Origin of the sequence: Streptomyces sp. NPDC012474, assembly GCF_042955185.1 — a bacterium.
GTDB classification, from domain to species: Bacteria; Actinomycetota; Actinomycetes; order Streptomycetales; family Streptomycetaceae; genus Streptomyces; species Streptomyces cahuitamycinicus.
This window is the reverse complement of record NZ_JBIBEP010000003.1, coordinates 60,641-77,368: the sequence shown is the minus strand read 5'-3', so window position 1 is coordinate 77,368 and position 16,728 is coordinate 60,641. Positions and strand designations below refer to the sequence as shown.

At 71.2% G+C, this 16,728-nt stretch carries 17 protein-coding genes; 5 read left to right on the top strand and 12 right to left on the bottom strand.

From position 1 onward, the window contains the following. Positions 1-26 precede the first annotated feature (26 nt). Positions 27-875, bottom strand: a complete 849-nt coding sequence (locus ACFY9S_RS08450) for a menaquinone biosynthetic enzyme MqnA/MqnD family protein (protein WP_102913745.1) — start codon at positions 873-875, stop codon at positions 27-29. 321 nt (positions 876-1,196) lie between these two features. Between ACFY9S_RS08450 and ACFY9S_RS08445 the strand changes: the two genes are divergently transcribed. The 3 genes from ACFY9S_RS08445 (at position 1,197) to ACFY9S_RS08435 (ending at position 2,524) form a co-directional block, all read left to right on the top strand. After that, entirely contained in the window at positions 1,197-1,400 is a 204-nt protein-coding gene (locus ACFY9S_RS08445; protein WP_004984723.1) for a cold-shock protein, read from the top strand. Positions 1,401-1,510: 110 nt separating this feature from the next. Then, positions 1,511-1,762 carry a hypothetical protein gene (locus ACFY9S_RS08440; protein ID WP_391124459.1) on the top strand — a complete coding sequence of 84 codons (252 nt, stop codon included), beginning with the start codon at positions 1,511-1,513 and terminating at the stop codon, positions 1,760-1,762. A 99-nt stretch (positions 1,763-1,861) separates the two neighbouring features. Continuing rightward, a complete protein-coding gene (locus ACFY9S_RS08435) occupies positions 1,862-2,524 on the top strand; it encodes a methyltransferase domain-containing protein (RefSeq protein ID WP_391124457.1) in 663 nt (220 codons plus the stop codon). Positions 2,525-2,607: 83 nt separating this feature from the next. Here the strand turns inward: ACFY9S_RS08435 and kstD are convergent, their stop codons facing one another. The 4 genes from kstD to ACFY9S_RS08415 form a co-directional block, all read right to left on the bottom strand. Further along, complete coding sequence (kstD, locus tag ACFY9S_RS08430; RefSeq protein ID WP_391124454.1) at positions 2,608-4,389, bottom strand: 3-oxosteroid 1-dehydrogenase; 1,782 nt, start codon at positions 4,387-4,389, stop codon at positions 2,608-2,610. A gap of 136 nt (positions 4,390-4,525) precedes the next feature. After that, the gene (locus ACFY9S_RS08425; protein ID WP_180989423.1) at positions 4,526-5,602 is read right to left on the bottom strand and encodes a substrate-binding domain-containing protein; all 1,077 of its coding nucleotides are present in this window, start codon (positions 5,600-5,602) and stop codon (positions 4,526-4,528) included. Between the two features lie 152 nt (positions 5,603-5,754). Next, a complete protein-coding gene (locus ACFY9S_RS08420; protein ID WP_391124451.1) occupies positions 5,755-7,674 on the bottom strand; it encodes an AMP-binding protein in 1,920 nt (639 codons plus the stop codon). 231 nt (positions 7,675-7,905) lie between these two features. Next, on the bottom strand, positions 7,906-9,195 hold the full coding sequence (locus ACFY9S_RS08415) for an acetyl-CoA C-acetyltransferase (RefSeq protein ID WP_391124449.1): 1,290 nt from the start codon (positions 9,193-9,195) through the stop codon (positions 7,906-7,908). Positions 9,196-9,371: 176 nt separating this feature from the next. Between ACFY9S_RS08415 and ACFY9S_RS08410 the strand changes: the two genes are divergently transcribed. Both ACFY9S_RS08410 and ACFY9S_RS08405 read left to right on the top strand, forming a co-directional pair. Next, complete coding sequence (locus tag ACFY9S_RS08410; protein ID WP_391124446.1) at positions 9,372-10,676, top strand: 3-oxoacyl-ACP reductase; 1,305 nt, start codon at positions 9,372-9,374, stop codon at positions 10,674-10,676. After that, entirely contained in the window at positions 10,676-11,527 is an 852-nt protein-coding gene (locus ACFY9S_RS08405) for a MaoC/PaaZ C-terminal domain-containing protein (protein WP_391124443.1), read from the top strand. The genes ACFY9S_RS08410 and ACFY9S_RS08405 overlap by 1 nt, the downstream gene beginning before the upstream one ends. Here ACFY9S_RS08405 and ACFY9S_RS08400 read toward each other — a convergent pair. The 7 genes from ACFY9S_RS08400 to mqnE form a co-directional block, all read right to left on the bottom strand. Continuing rightward, positions 11,515-12,180 carry a TetR family transcriptional regulator gene (locus ACFY9S_RS08400; protein WP_391124442.1) on the bottom strand — a complete coding sequence of 222 codons (666 nt, stop codon included), beginning with the start codon at positions 12,178-12,180 and terminating at the stop codon, positions 11,515-11,517. The two genes, ACFY9S_RS08405 and ACFY9S_RS08400, sit on opposite strands and share 13 nt — an antisense overlap. A gap of 96 nt (positions 12,181-12,276) precedes the next feature. Beyond that, the gene (locus ACFY9S_RS08395) at positions 12,277-13,590 is read right to left on the bottom strand and encodes a cation:dicarboxylate symporter family transporter (RefSeq protein WP_391124439.1); all 1,314 of its coding nucleotides are present in this window, start codon (positions 13,588-13,590) and stop codon (positions 12,277-12,279) included. A gap of 69 nt (positions 13,591-13,659) precedes the next feature. Next, positions 13,660-13,761: a putative leader peptide gene (locus ACFY9S_RS08390; protein ID WP_391124436.1), complete on the bottom strand. Its 102-nt coding sequence runs from the start codon at positions 13,759-13,761 to the stop codon at positions 13,660-13,662. Positions 13,762-13,901: 140 nt separating this feature from the next. Beyond that, complete coding sequence (locus ACFY9S_RS08385; protein ID WP_391124434.1) at positions 13,902-14,201, bottom strand: DUF4229 domain-containing protein; 300 nt, start codon at positions 14,199-14,201, stop codon at positions 13,902-13,904. Between the two features lie 91 nt (positions 14,202-14,292). Then, positions 14,293-14,817 (bottom strand): GNAT family N-acetyltransferase, encoded by a 525-nt coding sequence (locus ACFY9S_RS08380; protein ID WP_391124431.1) that lies wholly within the window; start codon positions 14,815-14,817, stop codon positions 14,293-14,295. A 16-nt stretch (positions 14,818-14,833) separates the two neighbouring features. Next, positions 14,834-15,484, bottom strand: a complete 651-nt coding sequence (locus tag ACFY9S_RS08375; protein ID WP_391124429.1) for a UdgX family uracil-DNA binding protein — start codon at positions 15,482-15,484, stop codon at positions 14,834-14,836. A 71-nt stretch (positions 15,485-15,555) separates the two neighbouring features. Then, positions 15,556-16,719, bottom strand: a complete 1,164-nt coding sequence (mqnE, locus tag ACFY9S_RS08370; RefSeq protein WP_391124426.1) for an aminofutalosine synthase MqnE — start codon at positions 16,717-16,719, stop codon at positions 15,556-15,558. Between the last annotated feature and the right edge of the window lie 9 nt (positions 16,720-16,728).

Genomic DNA, 16,728 nt, shown 5'->3' with positions numbered 1-16,728 from the left:
AGAGTAGTGCGGGAGCACCGCCCGGCTCACGGCTGGAGCAGGTCCACCTTCACGTCCGCCGGGAAGCCGGTCGTCGGGCCGACCCGCCGGGCGAACTCGGCGACCGCCGCCAGCTGCGGGTCGCCGAAGCGGAAGTCGAGGGTCGTGAAGTAGCGGGCGAGGGTCTCCTCGTCGAAGGCCTCCCAGCGGGCGGCCTGCTCGGCGACCTTGCCGACCTCCTCCAGGGAGAGGTTGCGGGAGTCGAGGAAGGCCTGGTGCACCCGGCGGGTGATGACGGGCTCACGCTCCAGGTAGTCGCGGCGGGCCGCCCAGACCGCGAAGACGAACGGCAGGCCCGTCCACTCCTTCCACAGCGCGCCCAGGTCGTGCACGGTCAGGCCGAAGCGCGGCCCGTCGAGCATGTTCGCGCGCAGCGCCGCGTCACCGATGAGGACGGCGGCGTCGGCCTCCTGCATCATCAGGCTGAGGTCGGGCGGGCAGGTGTAGTAGTCCGGCTGGACGCCGTAGCGCTCGGCGAGGAGCAGCTGGGCGAGGCGGACGGAGGTGCGGGAGGTCGACCCGAGGGCGACGCGGGCGCCGTCCAGCCGGTCCAGGGGGACCTGCGAGACGATCACGCAGGACATCACCGGCCCGTCGCAGCCGACGGCGATGTCGGGGAAGGCGACCAGGTCGTCCGCGTGCCGGAGGAACTCGACGAGGGTGATCGGACCGATGTCGAGTTCGCCCTGCACCAGCTTCTCGCTGAGCTTCTCCGGGGTGTCCTTGGAGAGCTCGAAGTCGAGGAGCGTGCCTGTTCTCGCGAGCCCCCAGTACAGGGGCAGGCAGTTCAGGAACTGGATGTGGCCGACGCGCGGCCGGGTGCGAGGATTGTCCACATCGTGAGGCTAGCCCTCACGGCGTACGGACCGGCGCGCGACCCCGCCACCGGGGCGTGACCTGCCGGGGGCGCCCCCTACCGCCAGTCGGCCGTGGCTTGTTCAAACATTCGGGTGACGTGATCTTGACCCCTATTGCATTCCGGTGCCTGCGTGCTAGGCTCATCGCAAGTTGCAGTTTGGTTTCCCTTGCAGTACAGAGCCTGCGGAGCATGTGACCGCGGGCTCTCGTCATTCACAGACATATGCACTTGTGCGGAATTCATCTTCACACTTGCTGGTTCTGGAGCAGGGCAACCCTTTTGGGCCCAAGGAGGGCTTATGGCTACCGGAACCGTTAAGTGGTTCAACGCCGAAAAGGGCTTTGGTTTCATCGCCCAAGAGGGCGGCGGCCCCGACGTCTTCGTCCACTACTCCGCGATCAACGCGACCGGATTCCGGTCCCTCGAGGAGAACCAGCAGGTGTCTTTCGACGTCACGCAGGGTCCGAAGGGCCCGCAGGCTGAGAACGTCACGCCGGTCTGATTTGTAGTACCCAAGGAGCCCCGCGCCGTAAGGCGACGGGGCTCCTGCCCTTTCCCGGCCCGGCCGGCCGGTGAATTCCCGGCGTATTCCGGCCGTGGGACGATGGGCGGATGCGGAAAGAACCGGAGAACAGCGGGGAGGTCGGCGGCATACCCGCCGACAAGGCCCTGGCCACAGGCCTGTCGTCCGGCCTGTCCCTCGGCGCGGCCATAGGGCTCGTGCTCGGCATGACCGTCTTCGACAACCTCGCCCTGGGCCTGGCCCTGGGCCTCGGTTTCGGCACGGCGATCGGAGCGGGCGCGGGCATCGGCGCGGCCCGGACACGGGGGGACCAGGGGGGCGGGAAGCAGAGCGAGGAGTAGGCGGGCGGACACGGGCCCGAGGGCCGGTCGGACTGCCGAGGTTCGAAGGTGGCCGACGGGCGCCCGGCCGGTACGAGCACCGCGCTAGGGTCTCCGGCCATGACCGACGCCCCTGACTTCGTGACCGAGACCCGCGTGTTCTACGACGCCCTCGCCGAGGACTACGCCGCCCACTTCCAGGATCTGCGCCCGGGGACGCCCTTGGACCGGGGCGTGCTCCACGGTTTCGCGGGGCTGGTGGGTGAGGGGGGCGAGGTCGCCGACCTGGGATGCGGGCCCGGGCGGGTGACGGCGTACCTGGCGTCGCAGGGGCTGTCGGTGTTCGGGCTGGACCTGTCGGAGTCGATGCTCGCGATCGCCCGCCGCGAGAACCCGGACCTGAGGTTCGTGCGGGGCTCGATGCTGGAGCTCGACCTGCCGGACTCCTCGCTCGACGGTGTCGTCTCCTGGTACTCGATCATCCACACACCCGAGGAGCACCTGCCCGCGCTCTTCGCCGGTTTCCACCGCGTGCTGCGCCCCGGCGGGCATCTGCTCCTCGGCTTCCAGTTCGGTGACGAACACCGGCGCTACGAGGGAGCGTTCGGCCACGACGTGTCCCTGACCTTCCTGCGGCGCCGGCCGGAGCCCGTCGCCGCCCTGCTGCAAGCGGCCGGTTTCACCCTCCGCGCCCGGACGGTGCGCGAACCGGACGCGGCAGGCGGCGAACCGGTCGCCCAGGCGTCCCTCGTGGCCCGCAAGCCGCCTGAGGCGGCTGCCTGAGGGCTTCCGCGAGGACGCGTCACCGGACCTCGCACCCGGGCCGGAGGCCCCCGGCGCCAACCGGCACCAACCGGAACGCCGCCCTACGACACCCCCGCCGCATCCCTCCCCGCGATGTACCCGAAGGTCATCGCCGGGCCGATCGTCGAGCCCGCGCCCGCGTAGCTGTGGCCCATGACGGCCGCGCTGGCGTTTCCCGCCGCGTACAGGCCGGGGATGACCGAGCCGTCCCCGCGCAGGACCCGGGCCCGGGCGTCCGTGCGGAGGCCGCCCTTCGTGCCGAGGTCGCCGGGAACGATGCGGAAGGCGTGGTACGGGGGGAGCCAGAGGGGCGCCAGGCAGGGGTTGGGGTGGACCGACGGGTCGGTGTAGTAGTGGTCGTAGGCGCTGTCGCCCCGGTGGAAGTCGGGGTCCTCGCCCTGTCGTGCCTGGGCGTTGAAGCGGTTCACGCTGGTGCGCAGGGCCGCTGCGGGGACGCCGATGGAGGCGGCCAGCGCGTCCAGGGTCCACTCCTTGTGCGCCGCCCCGGAGTCGTACCAGGAGTCGGGGAAGGGCAGCGTCGGCAGGACGTCCTTGAAGAGGTACCGGTTGCGGTAATTCTGGTCGGTGATCAGCCAGCACGGGATGGCCGGGTCGGTGTCGTGGACGTCGTACATGGTGTGCACGACGTCGCTGTAGGGCGCGGCCTCGTTGACGAAGCGCCGGCCCGAGCCGTTCACCAGCAGCCCGCCGGGCAGGGTGCGTTCGGCGAGGCAGAAGTACGGCCGGCCGGGGATCGGGATCGCCGGCCCCCACCACGCGTCCTCCATCAGGTCGAGCGCCGCGCCCAGCCGCTCCCCCGCCCGGATGCCGTCGCCGGTGTTCTCCTTCGCCCCGACGGTCCACTCCGTTCCGATGGGCTGGCGCTGAAAGCGTTTCCGCATCGCCGCGTTGTGCTCGAAGCCGCCCGAGCCGACGATCACGCCCCGGCGGGCGCGGACCAGGCCGGGGGCGCCGTCGCGGGTGACGACGGCTCCCGTGACCGTGCCGTTCTCGACGTGCAGGTCCGTCAGGGGCGTGTTCAGCCAGACCGGGACCCCCGCCGATCGCAGACCCGCCCGCAGGCCCGCCGCCAGCGCCTGGCCCATCGTCAGGGGTTTCTGGCCGAGTGTCGCCGCCTTCACTCCGCGGGCGAGGCACTGGGCCGCGACGGCCGCGCCCCGGGCGTTCACGGCGGCCAGGGCGACCCACTTGTAGTCGGCGCTGAAGACGACCATGCCGGCGGGGACGTCCATGTACGGCGGGTTCAGATGCGCCAACTCGGCGCCCAGGAGGTTGCCGTCGAACTGGTCCGGCTCGATGGAGCGGCCGTTCGGCAGGCCTCCGGGCAGCTCGGGGTAGTAGTCGCTGTAGCCCTCCATCCAGCGGAACCGGAGCGGGCTGTTGGCCATGACGAAGGAGATGGCCGCCGGGCCGTGGGTGAGGAAGGCCCGCTGCCGGTCGGCGGGGACCTCCGGGCCGACGACCGCGGCGAGGTAGGCGGCGGCCTTCGCGGGCGTGTCCGGGACCCCGGCCGCGAGGATCACGGAGTTGTTGGGGACCCAGATCCCGGCGCCGGAGCGGGCGGCCGAACCGCCGAAGGTCGGCGCCTTCTCCACGACGACGCAGCTCAGGCCCTGGCGTGCCGCGGTCAGCGCGGCGGTCATGCCCGCGGCGCCGGAGCCGATGACGACGACGTCGTAGGTGCCGAGCGGGGGTAAGTCGGCCGCCCGGGCGCCCTGTTGGACGCCCGCGGCGACCGCGAGGCCGGCGCCGGCGGCCCCGGCCAGCAGTCGTCTTCGGGACGGGCCTTCGGCGGTTCCTGCGGTGTCCGTACGAGTGGTCATGGCCGCTCCAGCCCGACGAGAACGCGAAAGGAGTGGGGAATGTCGCGCGGGGGCCTTGCGAAGTCAAGACCCGTGCGGACACCCACTCCGCCGGCCGGAGCCCCAGGGCCCACGCTGCCGGCACCGAGCGCGTCCCCTAGTCGAGGCCGATGGCCGCGCAGTCCGCCTTGTACTCGGACGTGCAGATGTCCTTGACGGTGTACACACCGTCGGTGATCACCGTGTCCTTGATGTTGTCCTTGGTGAGGGCCACCACCGGCACCAGCATCGCCGGGATGTTCTTCGCCGTCGGGCTGTCGACCGTCTCCCGGGTCAGCGCGGCGAACTCGATGGAACGGCCCTGCACCTTGGCCACCGCGATCTTCGCGGCGTTCGTCGCCTCCAGCAGGAACGACTTGTAGACGGTCATGTACTGCTCGCCGGACACGATCCGCTGCACCGCGTCGAGGTTGGCGTCCTGCCCGGTCACCGGCGGCATCTTGGTGGCTCCGGCCTCCCGCATCGCCTCGATGACGGCGCCCGCCATGCCGTCGTTGGCCGAGTAGACGGCGGCGATGTCGTTCAGTCCGACGGACTGGATCGCCTTCTTCATGTTGGCCTTGGCGATCGCGGGCTTCCACTCCTTGGTGTCGTACTCCTTGACGATGTTCACCTGGCCCTGGAGCTCGCTCAGCGCGCCGTCCTTGAACCGTGCCGTGTTCGGGTCGCCGGGGTCGCCGTTCATCATGACGACCTTGCTCTTCTCGGCCTTGTCGCCGAGTTCCCCGACGATGGCGCGGCCCTGCACCTGGCCGACGAGTTCGTTGTCGTGGGAGACGTAGGCGTCGATCGGGCCCTCGGCGAGCCGGTCGTAGGCGATGACCGGGATGCCGGCGTCCTTGGCCTTCTGCACGTCCGTGGCGATGGTCTTGGAGTTCAGCGCGTCGACGAGGATGACGTCCACCTTGTCGGCGATCATCTTCTGGAACTGCTCGCTCTGTCTGGTGACGCTGGCCTCGGCGTTGGCGTAGCGGACCTTGCCCTTGTTCTCCGTGAGGGACGCGACCTCCTCCCGGATCAGCGGGTAGTCGAACTTCTCGAAGCGTGCCGTGTCCCGGTCGGGCAGCAGCAGACCCACCGTGATGTCGTTGCCCTTCTTCACGGCGGTGTCGTCACTCCCGCCGTCGCCGCAGGCGGTGAGGGCCAGGGCCGATACGGAGACCGCCAGGGCCATGGAGACGTGCCGCACGGCGGCCTGACGGGGGTTGCGCGCTATCACTGGTGGTGCCTTCCGATGGGGGGAGCATCGTGACGAGGTGGTCGAAAGCCAACGGGCAGACGCCGTGCGTCGTCAAGAACCACGTGTGAAGAGATCGCAAAGGTGCCTCACTGCGTGTACAGACCCTCCACTTCGGTGGCGAACGCGCGCAGCACGGCCTCGCGGCGGAGCTTCATCGACGGGGTCAGATGACCCGCCTCCTCGGTGAAGTCCTCGGGGAGGATGACGAAGCGGCGGATGGACTCCGGGCGGGAGACCATCTTGTTGGCCTCGTCGACGGCGCGCTGGAGGACGGCGCGCAGTTCCTCGTCGTCGACGAGGAGCGTGGCGGGGACGGGGTGTTTGCCGTTCATCTGGCGCCAGTGCGTGATGCCGTCCGGGTCGAGGGTGATCAGCGCCGAGACGAAGGGGCGGCCGTCGCCCAGGACGAGGCACTGGGAGATCAGCGGGTGTGAGCGCAGCCAGTTCTCCAGCGGTGCCGGGGCGACGGACTTGCCGCCCGCGGTGATGAGCATCTCCTTCTTGCGGCCGGTGATCGTCAGGTACCCCTCGTCGTCCAGTTCGCCGAGGTCGCCGGTGGCGAGCCAGCCGTCGGGGGCGGCGGGGACGACGCCGCCGGCCTGCGGGTCCCAGTAGCCGCGCAGCACGTGGTCACCGCCGACGAGGATCTCCCCGTCCGCGGCGATACGGACGCGGGTGCCGGGCAGCGGCCAGCCGACGGTGCCCAGCCGGGGTTTCAGCGGCGGGGTGACGGTGCTCGCGCCGGTGGTCTCGGTCAGGCCGTAGCCCTCGAAGATCTCGATGCCGGCACCGGCGTAGAACGCGGCCAGGCGGCTGCCGAGCGGGGAGCCGCCGCAGATGGCGTAGCGGACCCTGCCGCCCATGGCGTTGCGGATGCGGCGGTAGACCAGGGGGTCGTAGAAGGCCCGGGCGGTCTTGAGGGCGCGGGAGGGGCCGGGGCCGGTGCCCGTCTGCTGGGCCGCCAAGGCCTCTCCGTAGCGCTGCGCCACCCCGGCCGCGCGGTCGAACGAGGAGGCCCGGCCGCCCGCCTCGGCCTTGGCACGGGCCGAGTTGAAGACCTTCTCCAGCATGTACGGGATGGCGATCAGGCAGGTCGGCCGGAAGCCGGCCAGGTCGGGGAGCAGTCGATCGGCCTTGATGCTGGGGGCGTGGCCGAGCCGGACGCGGGCGCGGATGCAGGCGACCGCCACCATGCGGCCGAAGACGTGGGACATCGGCAGGAACAGCAGGACCGAGGCCTCTTCGCTGGTCTTCGCCCGGAAGACGGGGTAGAGCAGCTCGATGGCGTTGTCGACCTCGGCGAAGAAGTTGCCGTGGGTGAGCGCGCAGCCCTTGGGGCGGCCGGTGGTGCCCGAGGTGTAGACGAGGGTGGCGATGGTGTCGGGGGCGAGCATGCCGCGCCGCACCTCGACCTCCTGGTCGGGCAGGTGCGCACCGGTTTCGGTGAGCCGGTCCACGTGGCCCTTCTCGACGACCCACAGGTGCTTGAGGTCGGGCAGGCGTTCGCGCTCGGGGCCGAGGGCGGCGGCCTGCGCGGCGGTCTCGGTGACCAGGGCGACCGCTCCGGAGTCCTGGAGGATCCAGCGGGCCTGGAAGACGGAGGAGGTGGGGTAGACGGGGACGGTGACCAGTCCGGCCGCCCAGGCGGCGAAGTCCAGGACCGTCCACGCGTAGATGGTGCGGGCCATCACGGCGACCCGGTCGCCCGGCATCAGGCCCTCGGCGATCAGGCCCTTCGCCACGGCTCTCACCTGGTCGGCGAACCGCGTCGCCGTGACGTCGCGCCAGTGCCCGTCGGCGTCCTTGCGGCTGAGCACCACGGCGTCCGGGTGCGTGTTCGCGTTGTCGAAGGGCAGGTCGGCGAGCGACCCGTGCGTCCACGGCGGGGCCAGCGGCGGTACGGAGGCCTCCCGTACCGCCCCGTCCATGCGTCGCACCTCTGGCTCGACCAGGACCGGCCCTCCGTACGCGTCGCCGTAGGCGGAGGAGGGGTAGGCAGTGGACACGGGCGGCTCCTGGGGCGTGCAGCGAAGAACTGCTTGCTGCATGACGTACGTGCCTCGCACGCCGAGGCGCTCAACCGGCTGAACCCTCTGAAAGGGGTTACTGACGGTAGGAACGGGATCGTACGGCGCTCACATGGCGGGTTTGTGCGAATTCGGGGAGGGTCCGGAGCCGGGCCTGTGCAATCTCGGGGGTTACGTGAGTGTTCCTCAGGTTCCGTAGGCCCGCCGCGCTCAGGTCCGCTCCAGGATCGCCGTCACCCCCTGCCCGCCCGCCGCGCAGACGGAGATCAGGCCGCGGGCGGGGGCGTCCCGTTCGGCGAGGAGGCGGGCCAGGGTGGCGACGATGCGGGCTCCGGTGGCGGCGAAGGGGTGGCCGGTCGCGAGGGAGGAGCCGGCGACGTTCAGCCGTGCGCGGTCCACCGTGCCCAGGCCCCGCTTCTCCCAGGCGGCGAGCGTCGCCAGCACCTGGGAGGCGAACGCCTCGTGGATCTCGACGAGGTCGAAGTCGTCCAGGCCGAGGCCGGCCCGCTCCAGCATGTGCGGGACGGCGTGGGCGGGTGCCATGAGCAGTCCGTCCTCGCCGCCGGCCACGTCGCCGGCCACGAAGTCGACGGCCGCCGTCTCGTACGCCGTGAGGTACGCCAGCGGCTCCAGGCCGCGCTCCCGGGCCCACTCCTCGCTCGCCAGCAGGACGGTGGCGGCGCCGTCCGTCAGCGGGGTGGAGTTCCCGGCCGTCATCGTCGGATCGGGGTGGCCGAGCCCGAACACCGGCTTCAGGGATGCCAGTTTCTCCACCGTCGAGCCGGGGCGCAGGTTTTGGTCGCGGGCCAGGCCGCGGAAGGGGACGACCAGGTCCTGGAAGAAGCCGCGTTCGTACGCCGCCGCCAGCCGCTGGTGACTGGTGGCCGCGAGTTCGTCCTGCGCCGCGCGGGCGATGCCCCAGGCGCGGGCGGTGACGGCGGCGTGTTCGCCCATGGACAGGCCGGTGCGCGGCTCGGCGTTGCGCGGGATGTCGGGGACGAGGTGGCCCGGGCGCACCTTCGCCAGGGTCTTCAGGCGGGCGCCCGGCGACTTCGCCCGGCGGACCTCCAGGAGGATGCGGCGCAGGGTGTCGTTGACGCCGAGGGGTGCGTCGCTGGCGGTGTCGGCGCCGCCCGCGACGGCCGAGTCCGTCTGGCCGAGGGCGATCTTGTTGGCGGCGGCGATGACGGCCTGGAGGCCGGTGCCGCAGGCCTGCTGGATGTCGTAGGCGGGGGTGCTCGGGTGGAGTTCCGAGCCGAGGACGGTCTCGCGGGCGAGGTTGAAGTCGCGGGCGTGCTTGAGCACGGCACCGGCGACGAACTCGCCGACCGCGCCCGGCCCCCGGAGCCCGTACCGCTCGACGAGGCCGTCGAGGGCGGCGGTGAGCATCTGCTGGTTGGAGGCGGTGGCGTAGGGGCCGTCGGAGCGGGCGAAGGGGATGCGCGCTCCGCCGACGATCGCCACGCGCCGCACCGACTGTGACAGTTGCTGGGGGCTCATCTCGACCTGCTCCTCGTCCGTGACGTAGCCTTACCTCCGGTAACCTTACTCCAGAGTAAGCAGGGGTGGGGCCGGCCACGCAGGAGTGGGGCCTCACGCGGGAGTGGGGCTCCGAGCACGAGTGGGGCTCCAGCGAGCCTTTTTCAGCGAGCCGTCGTCGGGAACTGGGAGTCGTCATGGCCGACCGTTATCTGCGCTTCACGGGTACCGCGCCCGGCCGCTTCCTCACCCGCCGGCTGGGGCTGCCGCAGCCCGCGGCGCTGGCCCGCTGGTCCCCCGAGCGGCCCACCCTGGACGGCGGCCTGCTGCACCTCACCGCCGGCCGCTCCGCCCTCGGCCTGGCGCCTGTCCTGGCCCGCACGGGCCTCGGCCCGGCCGGCTCCGACCGCGCGGCCGCCGTCGTCCTGGACGCGACCGGAGTACGGAACGTCGAGGCCCTGGCGGAGGTGCACGCCGCCCTGCACCCGGTCGTACGGTCGGTGGCGGCGAGCGGGCGCGTGGTGGTGCTCGGCGCGCCCCTCGACCCGGCCGACCACCACCAGGCCGCGGCGCAGCAGGCCCTGGAGGGCTTCACGCGCTCCCTCGGCAAGGAGATCGGCCGGGGCAGGACGGTGAACCTGCTCCGGCTCACGGACGCCGCCGCCGCGGAGTCCACGCTCCGTTTCCTGCTGTCGCCCAGATCGGCATACGTCAGTGGGCAGGTGATCGAGGTGGGAGCCCCGCAGGAGACCACTCCTCACGACGGGGACCGCCCCCTGGCAGGCCGCACCGCCCTGGTCACCGGCGCCGCCCGCGGCATCGGTGAGGCGGTCGCCGAGACCCTCGCCCGGGACGGCGCCCGGGTCGTGGTGCTCGATGTGCCGCAGGCCGGGCAGGACGCCCGGCGCGTCGCCGACCGGCTCGGCGGCACCGCGCTGCTGCTCGACATGACGGCCGCCGACGCGGGCGCGCGGATCGCCGAGGCCCTGCCCGGCGGCCTGGACCTGCTGATCCACAACGCGGGCATCACCCGCGACCGGCGTCTGGTGAACATGCCGGCCGAACGCTGGATCTCCGTCCTCGAGGTGAACCTGGCGAGCGTGCTGCGCACCACGGACGCCCTGCTGAAGGACGGGACGCTGAAGCGCGGCGGCCGGATCGTCGCAACCGCCTCCATCGCGGGGTTCGCCGGCAACGCCGGCCAGACCAACTACGCCGCGAGCAAGGCGGGCGTCGTCGGCCTGGTCCGCTCCCTCGCGCCGCGCGCGCTCGAAGAGCACGGTGTGACGGTCAACGCGGTCGCGCCCGGCTTCATCGAGACGAAGATGACGGCCGCCGTCCCGCTGTTCATCCGCGAGGCCGGCCGCCGTATGAACTCCCTCGCCCAGGGCGGCCTCCCGGTCGATGTCGCCGAGACCACCGCCTGGCTGGCCCACCCGAACTCGGGCGCGGTCAACGGCCAGGTCGTCCGCGTCTGCGGCCAGAGCCTGCTGGGGGCGTGATGGCCGACTCCACCGCCCTCGTGCTCACCGGGCCTCCCGCCCTCGCCCCGCTCCTGGCCCGCGGCGCCCTGCTCTCCCCCTTCAAACGCCCCCGTTCCGACGTGGAGTTCCCCCGCACCCGGCTCGTCCTGCCCGGCCTGCGCGTCGACCTCGCGCGGCTCGCGGCGTACGAGCGGGTCTGCGGGTTCCCGACCGGGGAGGACGCGCTGCCGGTGACGTATCCGCACGTGCTCGGGTTTCCCCTGGCCATGCGGCTGATGAGCGGCCGGGACTTCCCGCTGCCGCTGCTCGGCCTCGTCCACACGTCGATCACCGTCACGCGGCACGCCCGGATGCCGGCGAGCGGCGCGTACGAACTCTCCGTCCACGTCGAGGGGCTGGTCCCGCACCGGCGCGGCACGGAGGCGACGGTCGTCACCGAGGTGCGCGGCGACGGGGACCTCGTGTGGGAGTCGAGGAGCACGTACCTGGCCCGGCACCGCACGCACCGGCTGACCGCCGCTCCCCGGGAGGCCGGAGGACGCGAGCCGCTGCCCTCCGTCGCCGAGTGGCGGCTCGCCGGGGACGTCGGCCGGCGCTACGGGGCCGCGTCCGGGGACCGCAACCCGATCCACCTGCATCCGCTCACGGCCCGGCTGTTCGGCTTCCCCCGGGCCATCGCCCACGGCATGTGGACCGTGGCCCGCTGCCTCGCCGCGCACGGCGTCACGGAGTGCTGCCATCTCCGGGCGGAGTTCAGGGCACCGGTCCTGCTGCCGGGGACGGTGACGTACGCGGCGCGGGACGGCCGGTTCGAACTGCGTGGCCGCGAGGACCGGATCCATGTGACGGGGGACGTCTACCCGGCGTGAGGGCCCGGCGGCTCCTCGGGGGGCGCCCAGGGCCGCCCGGCCATGAGGTCGCCGAGCCCCGCCCAGGCGAAGTTCATCAGAGTGGCCGCGGCCTGGCGGGCGGTGACGCCCGGGGTGGCGTTGGCCCAGGCGGCGAGCGACTCGGCGGCGCCGACCAGGGCCTCGGCGAGCCCGGCCACCTCGCGCTCGGGCAGGTCGGGATCGCGGTGGGCCTCGCGGGCCCCGGCGAGGATCAGCTGGGTCACGAACGCGACGATCTCCTCGCGCATGGCGGTGACCTCGGCGGCGAACGGCTCGCCGTGGGTACGCGCCTGGAGGTGCAGGACCGACCACGCGTCCGGGTTCTCGCCGGTGTGTGTGAAGAAGGCGCCGAGGCCTTCCCAGAGTTGCCGGTCGGCCGGCAGGTCGCGGCGGACCCCGGCCCGTACCGCCTCGACGAGGGCCCCCGCCTCCCGGCGGATGCAGGCGGTGAAGAGGTCTTCCTTGGAGTTGAGGTACAGGTACACCAACGGCTTGGACACACCGGCCAGTTCGGCGATCTCGTCCATCGACGCGGCCATGTAGCCCCGTTGGCCGAAAATCTGCACGGCGGCGTCCAGCATCTGCTGTTCACGGACCGCGCGCGGCATCCGCTTGGTCTTCACGGCACCCATACCGCTTAGCGTACGGGCCCCCTGGAGGGCCCTCGCCCCGGAAGCCGGGGAAGGACCGCCCAGGGGGCCCGTCGACTCGTGCGGCCGGTCGGCCGGTCAGGCGGTCGCGGGGACCGGCTCGGCCCTGTCGCGCGGCTCCTCGTCGAGCGGCTCGTCCAGGGAGGAGCCGTCGGCAGTGGCGTACGCGTCGCGGTCGAGCAGGTTCTCGCGGGCGGAGACCAGCACCGGGATCAGCGCCTGCCCGGCGACGTTGGTCGCGGTGCGGATCATGTCCAGGATCGGGTCGATCGCGAGGAGCAGGCCCACGCCCTCCATCGGCAGGCCGAGGGTGGACAGGGTGAGGGTCAGCATGACCGTCGCGCCGGTGAGGCCGGCCGTGGCGGCGGAGCCGACCACGGAGACGAACGCGATCAGCAGGTAGTCGCCGACGCCCAGCTGGATGTCGAAGATCTGGGCGACGAAGATCGCGGCGATCGCCGGGTAGATCGCGGCGCAGCCGTCCATCTTGGTCGTCGCGCCGAACGGCACCGCGAAGGACGCGTACTCCTTCGGCACGCCGAGCCGCTCGGTGACCTTCTGCGTCAGCGGCATGGTGCCGACGGAGGAGCGGGAGACGAAGGCCAGCTGGATCGCGGGCCAGGCGCCCTTGAAGAACTGGACCGGGTTGACCTTGGCGACGGTCGCGAGCAGCGTCGGGTAGACGCCGAACATCACGATGAGGCAGCCGACGTAGATGTCGGCGGTGAAGGTCGCGTACTTGCCGATCAGGTCCCAGCCGTAGGTGGCGATGGCGTGGCCGATGAGGCCGATCGTGCCGATCGGGGCGAGCCGGATGACCCACCACAGCGCCTTCTGGAGCAGGCTGAGCACGGACTCGCTCAGGGTGAGGATCGGCTGGGCCTTCTCGCCGAGCTGGAGCGCGGCGATACCGGCGACGGCTGCCATGAAGACGATCTGCAGCACGTTCAGCTCGGTGAACGGCGTGATGACGTCGGTCGGGACGATTCCGGTCAGGAAGTCGATCCAGGAACCGGTGCTCTCGGGCTTCCCGCCGTCCTTCGGCGTGAGGCCGGTACCGGCGCCCGGGTTGGTGACCAGGCCGATGATCAGGCCGATGCTCACCGCGATCAGCGAGGTGATCATGAACCAGAGGAGGGTGCGCGAGGCCAGGCGGGCCGCGTTGTTGACCTTCCGCAGGTTGGTGATCGAGACCAGGATCGCGAAGAAGACGAGCGGGGCGACCGCGAGCTTCAACAGCCCGATGAAGGTGTCGCCGACCTTCTCCAGGGTGGTGACCAGCCAGGACAGGTCCTGGTTGCGGGCGAGCCAGCCGAGCAGCACACCCAGGACGAGACCGGCGAGTATCTGGGCCCAGAAGGGCACCTTGAAGGACTTCGTGTATGAGGACACGGACTGACTCCGTTGGGGGGACGCGTAGGGGGAACTGACGTGGGAGACGGCGGAGGGGGTTGCGCTACGTCAGGGACGACAGAAAGCGGACGCGCACCGACAGAGATCCACGTGCAGCCGCGCCACGAGCACAACGCTCGGAGGCGAGGGGGGCGCGACTGCTGACTTCATACAGCGACCTTAACACCTGAACTTTGGGGACCTCAAAGCCTGGCTTTGATAGGTGACGACCCACACACACCCATACAACGCAAAGCGCCCCGTTTCCGAGCATGTACGGAAACGGGGCGCTGGTAGGCGCGTGAGGGGCCTTACGAGGCCTGTCCCTGGGCGCGGGCGGTGTCGTCGGCCCCGTCCTCCTGGCTGCGGTTCGCGTCCAGATTGGCCTTCATCCGGTCCACCCGCTGCGCGACCTGCACGGACGCCCGGTCCCGCTCCTTGCGCAGCACCACGAAGCTGATCGGCGCGGAGATGAGCAGGGCGAGCAGCACGACCCACAGCCCGTTGCTGTTGCCGAGCCCGCGCGGGGCGATACCTGAGTAGACGGCGCCCCAGACGACCACGAGGCAGCCCACGAAGATTCCGAGGCGCATCAGCGTGTAGCGGAGCATCTCAATCCACTCTTCCGGTTCGAACGGTCGGAACGCACCCAAAGGGGCACCGTCCAGTGAAGCACGCCGGGCGGCCGATCTTGCACGGGGGTCAGGCCAGGGGCAGCAGCATGATGACGTCCTCGCGGTCGTCCCCCGGCGCCACCCGGATCGCGCCGGGGATGCGCCCGACCTCCTTGTAGCCGCAGGACTCGTAGAACCGCTCGAGACCGAGTCCGCCCCGGCAGGTCAACCGGATCGCCTCGATCCCGTCCATCGCCCGGGCCGCGTCCGCGGCGGCGGCGAGCAGCCCGCGGCCGTACCCCTTGCCCTGGTGCCGCGGGTGCACCATCACCGTGTACAGCCACAGCCAGTGCGTCATCAGGTGGTGGGTGTTGAAGGTCAGGAACGCGGTCGCCGCGACCTGCCCCGCCTCGTCGTGTCCGACGAGGAGCTTGGCCCGGCCGTCCGCCATCGACGCGAAGTGCTGCACCAGCGCGGGGCGGATCTCCTCGCGCGTCACGGGCGGCACGAACCCGACCGCTCCTCCGGCGTTGGAGACGTCGGTCCACAGGTCGAGCAGGCCGTCCCGCAGCTCGGGGGTGACGGCGGGACCGAGCGTGTAGGTAAGGGGCATGGGTGGATTGTAGCTATTACGACAGTGCGTCGGCCGCCACGTGCAGGTCCGACACCAGCCCCCGGTACGCCGCCTCCCGGTCGTCCGACCGCAGCACCGAGGACGGATGCACGGTCGGCACCAGCCGCTCCGGCCGCCCGTGGACATCCTCCTCCAGCACCGTCCCGCGCACCTGCGTGACCCGGAACGAGGACCCGAGCAGCGCCTTCCCGGCGGTGGCCCCCAGCACGACGATCAGCTCCGGCTCCACGACCGAGAGCTCCGCGGCCAGCCAGGGCCCGCACGCGGTCATCTCCCGCAGGTTCGGAGCCTTGTGGATCCGCCGCTTGCGGGGCTCGGCCCGCGTGAACTTGAAGTGCTTCACGGCATTGGTGACGTAGGCCTCGGAGGGATCGATGCCGGCCTCCTCCAAGGCCCGGTCCAGCAGCTTCCCGGCGGGCCCGACGAAGGGCTTGCCCTGCCGGTCCTCCTGGTCCCCGGGCTGCTCCCCGACGAGCATGACCCGGGCGTCCTGGCTCCCGGCCCCGAACACGGTCCGGGTGGCGTCCCGGTGCAACGGGCACCCCTGGCACTCGGCAGCGGCCCGCCGCAGAGCGGCAAGCCCGCCGCGACCAGGAACAAAGGGTTCAGCGGTATAGGCATCCTCAGGTGCCTTGGTCCTGACCATGCCCCCCCGGGTACCCAACCCAGGGGCGCGGGGAACTGCGCGAGCAACCCCCCGCAGGCGGGAGGACGCGATCAAACCCGCATCGGCTGCGGCGACTCGCGACGCTCCGGGTCAGGCCCCTCGTACTCCCGGATGATCTCGTACCGCGTGTTCCGCTCCACCGGCCGGAACCCGGCATCACGGATCAGATCCAGCAGATCCTCACGCGTCAGCTTGTTCGGCGTCCCGTAGTTGTCCGCGTCATGCGTGATCTTGTACTCGACGACAGACCCGTCCATGTCGTCCGCCCCGTGCTGAAGCGCGAGCTGCGCCGTCTGCACCCCGTGCATCACCCAGAAGACCTTCACGTGCGGCACGTTGTCGAACAGCAGCCGCGACACCGCGAAGGTCTTCAACGCCTCCGCCCCCGTCGCCATCTGCGTCCGCGCCTGGAGGCGATTGCGCACCTTGCCGTCCTGCATGTCGACGAAGTCGTGCTGGTACCGCAGCGGAATGAAGACCTGGAAGCCGCCGGTCTCGTCCTGCAGCTCACGCAGCCGCAGCACGTGGTCCACCCGGTGACGGGGCTCCTCGATGTGCCCGTACAGCATCGTGCTCGGGGTCTTCAGACCCTTCTCGTGCGCGAGCCGGTGGATCCGGGACCAGTCCTCCCAGTGGGTGCGGTGGTCCACGATGTGCTGCCGGACCTCCCAGTCGAAGATCTCGGCGCCACCACCGGTGAGGGACTCGAGGCCGGCGTCGATGAGCTCGTCGAGGATCTCCGACGCGCTCATCCCCGAGATGGTCTCGAAGTGGTGGATCTCCGTCGCCGTGAACGCCTTCAGGGAGACGTCCGGCAGCGCCGCCTTCAGCTCGCGCAGCGACCGCGGGTAGTACCGCCAGGGCAGGTTCGGGTGCAGCCCGTTGACGATGTGCAGCTCGGTGAGGTTCTCACCCTCCATCGCCTTGGCGAGCTTGACCGCCTCCTCGATGCGCATCGTGTACGCGTCCTTCTCCCCCGGCTTGCGCTGGAAGGAGCAGTACGCGCACGAGGCGGTGCACACGTTCGTCATGTTGAGGTGGCGGTTGACGTTGAAGTGCACGACATCGCCGTTCTTGCGGGTGCGCACCTCGTGCGCCAGGCCGCCGAGCCAGGCCAGGTCGTCCGACTCGTACAGCGCGATGCCGTCCTCACGGCTCAGACGGACACCCGCCCTGACCTTCTCCTCCAGCTCGCGCTTGAGCCCGAGATCCATGCCCACACC

Excerpts from the sequence above, each read along its gene's own strand:
- ACFY9S_RS08445 (WP_004984723.1), top strand. The coding sequence starts at position 1,197 with ATGGCTACCGGAACCGTTAAGTGGTTCAACGCCGAAAAGGGCTTTGGT.
- ACFY9S_RS08440 (WP_391124459.1), top strand. The coding sequence starts at position 1,511 with ATGCGGAAAGAACCGGAGAACAGCGGGGAGGTCGGCGGCATACCCGCC.
- ACFY9S_RS08435 (WP_391124457.1), top strand. The coding sequence starts at position 1,862 with ATGACCGACGCCCCTGACTTCGTGACCGAGACCCGCGTGTTCTACGAC.
- kstD (WP_391124454.1), bottom strand. The coding sequence starts at position 4,389 with ATGACCACTCGTACGGACACCGCAGGAACCGCCGAAGGCCCGTCCCGA.
- ACFY9S_RS08425 (WP_180989423.1), bottom strand. The coding sequence starts at position 5,602 with ATGGCCCTGGCGGTCTCCGTATCGGCCCTGGCCCTCACCGCCTGCGGC.
- ACFY9S_RS08415 (WP_391124449.1), bottom strand. The coding sequence starts at position 9,195 with ATGAGCCCCCAGCAACTGTCACAGTCGGTGCGGCGCGTGGCGATCGTC.
- ACFY9S_RS08410 (WP_391124446.1), top strand. The coding sequence starts at position 9,372 with ATGGCCGACCGTTATCTGCGCTTCACGGGTACCGCGCCCGGCCGCTTC.
- ACFY9S_RS08405 (WP_391124443.1), top strand. The coding sequence starts at position 10,676 with ATGGCCGACTCCACCGCCCTCGTGCTCACCGGGCCTCCCGCCCTCGCC.
- ACFY9S_RS08400 (WP_391124442.1), bottom strand. The coding sequence starts at position 12,180 with ATGGGTGCCGTGAAGACCAAGCGGATGCCGCGCGCGGTCCGTGAACAG.
- ACFY9S_RS08390 (WP_391124436.1), bottom strand. The coding sequence starts at position 13,761 with ATGAAGTCAGCAGTCGCGCCCCCCTCGCCTCCGAGCGTTGTGCTCGTG.
- ACFY9S_RS08385 (WP_391124434.1), bottom strand. The coding sequence starts at position 14,201 with ATGCTCCGCTACACGCTGATGCGCCTCGGAATCTTCGTGGGCTGCCTC.
- ACFY9S_RS08380 (WP_391124431.1), bottom strand. The coding sequence starts at position 14,817 with ATGCCCCTTACCTACACGCTCGGTCCCGCCGTCACCCCCGAGCTGCGG.
- ACFY9S_RS08375 (WP_391124429.1), bottom strand. The coding sequence starts at position 15,484 with ATGGTCAGGACCAAGGCACCTGAGGATGCCTATACCGCTGAACCCTTT.
- mqnE (WP_391124426.1), bottom strand. The coding sequence starts at position 16,719 with ATGGATCTCGGGCTCAAGCGCGAGCTGGAGGAGAAGGTCAGGGCGGGT.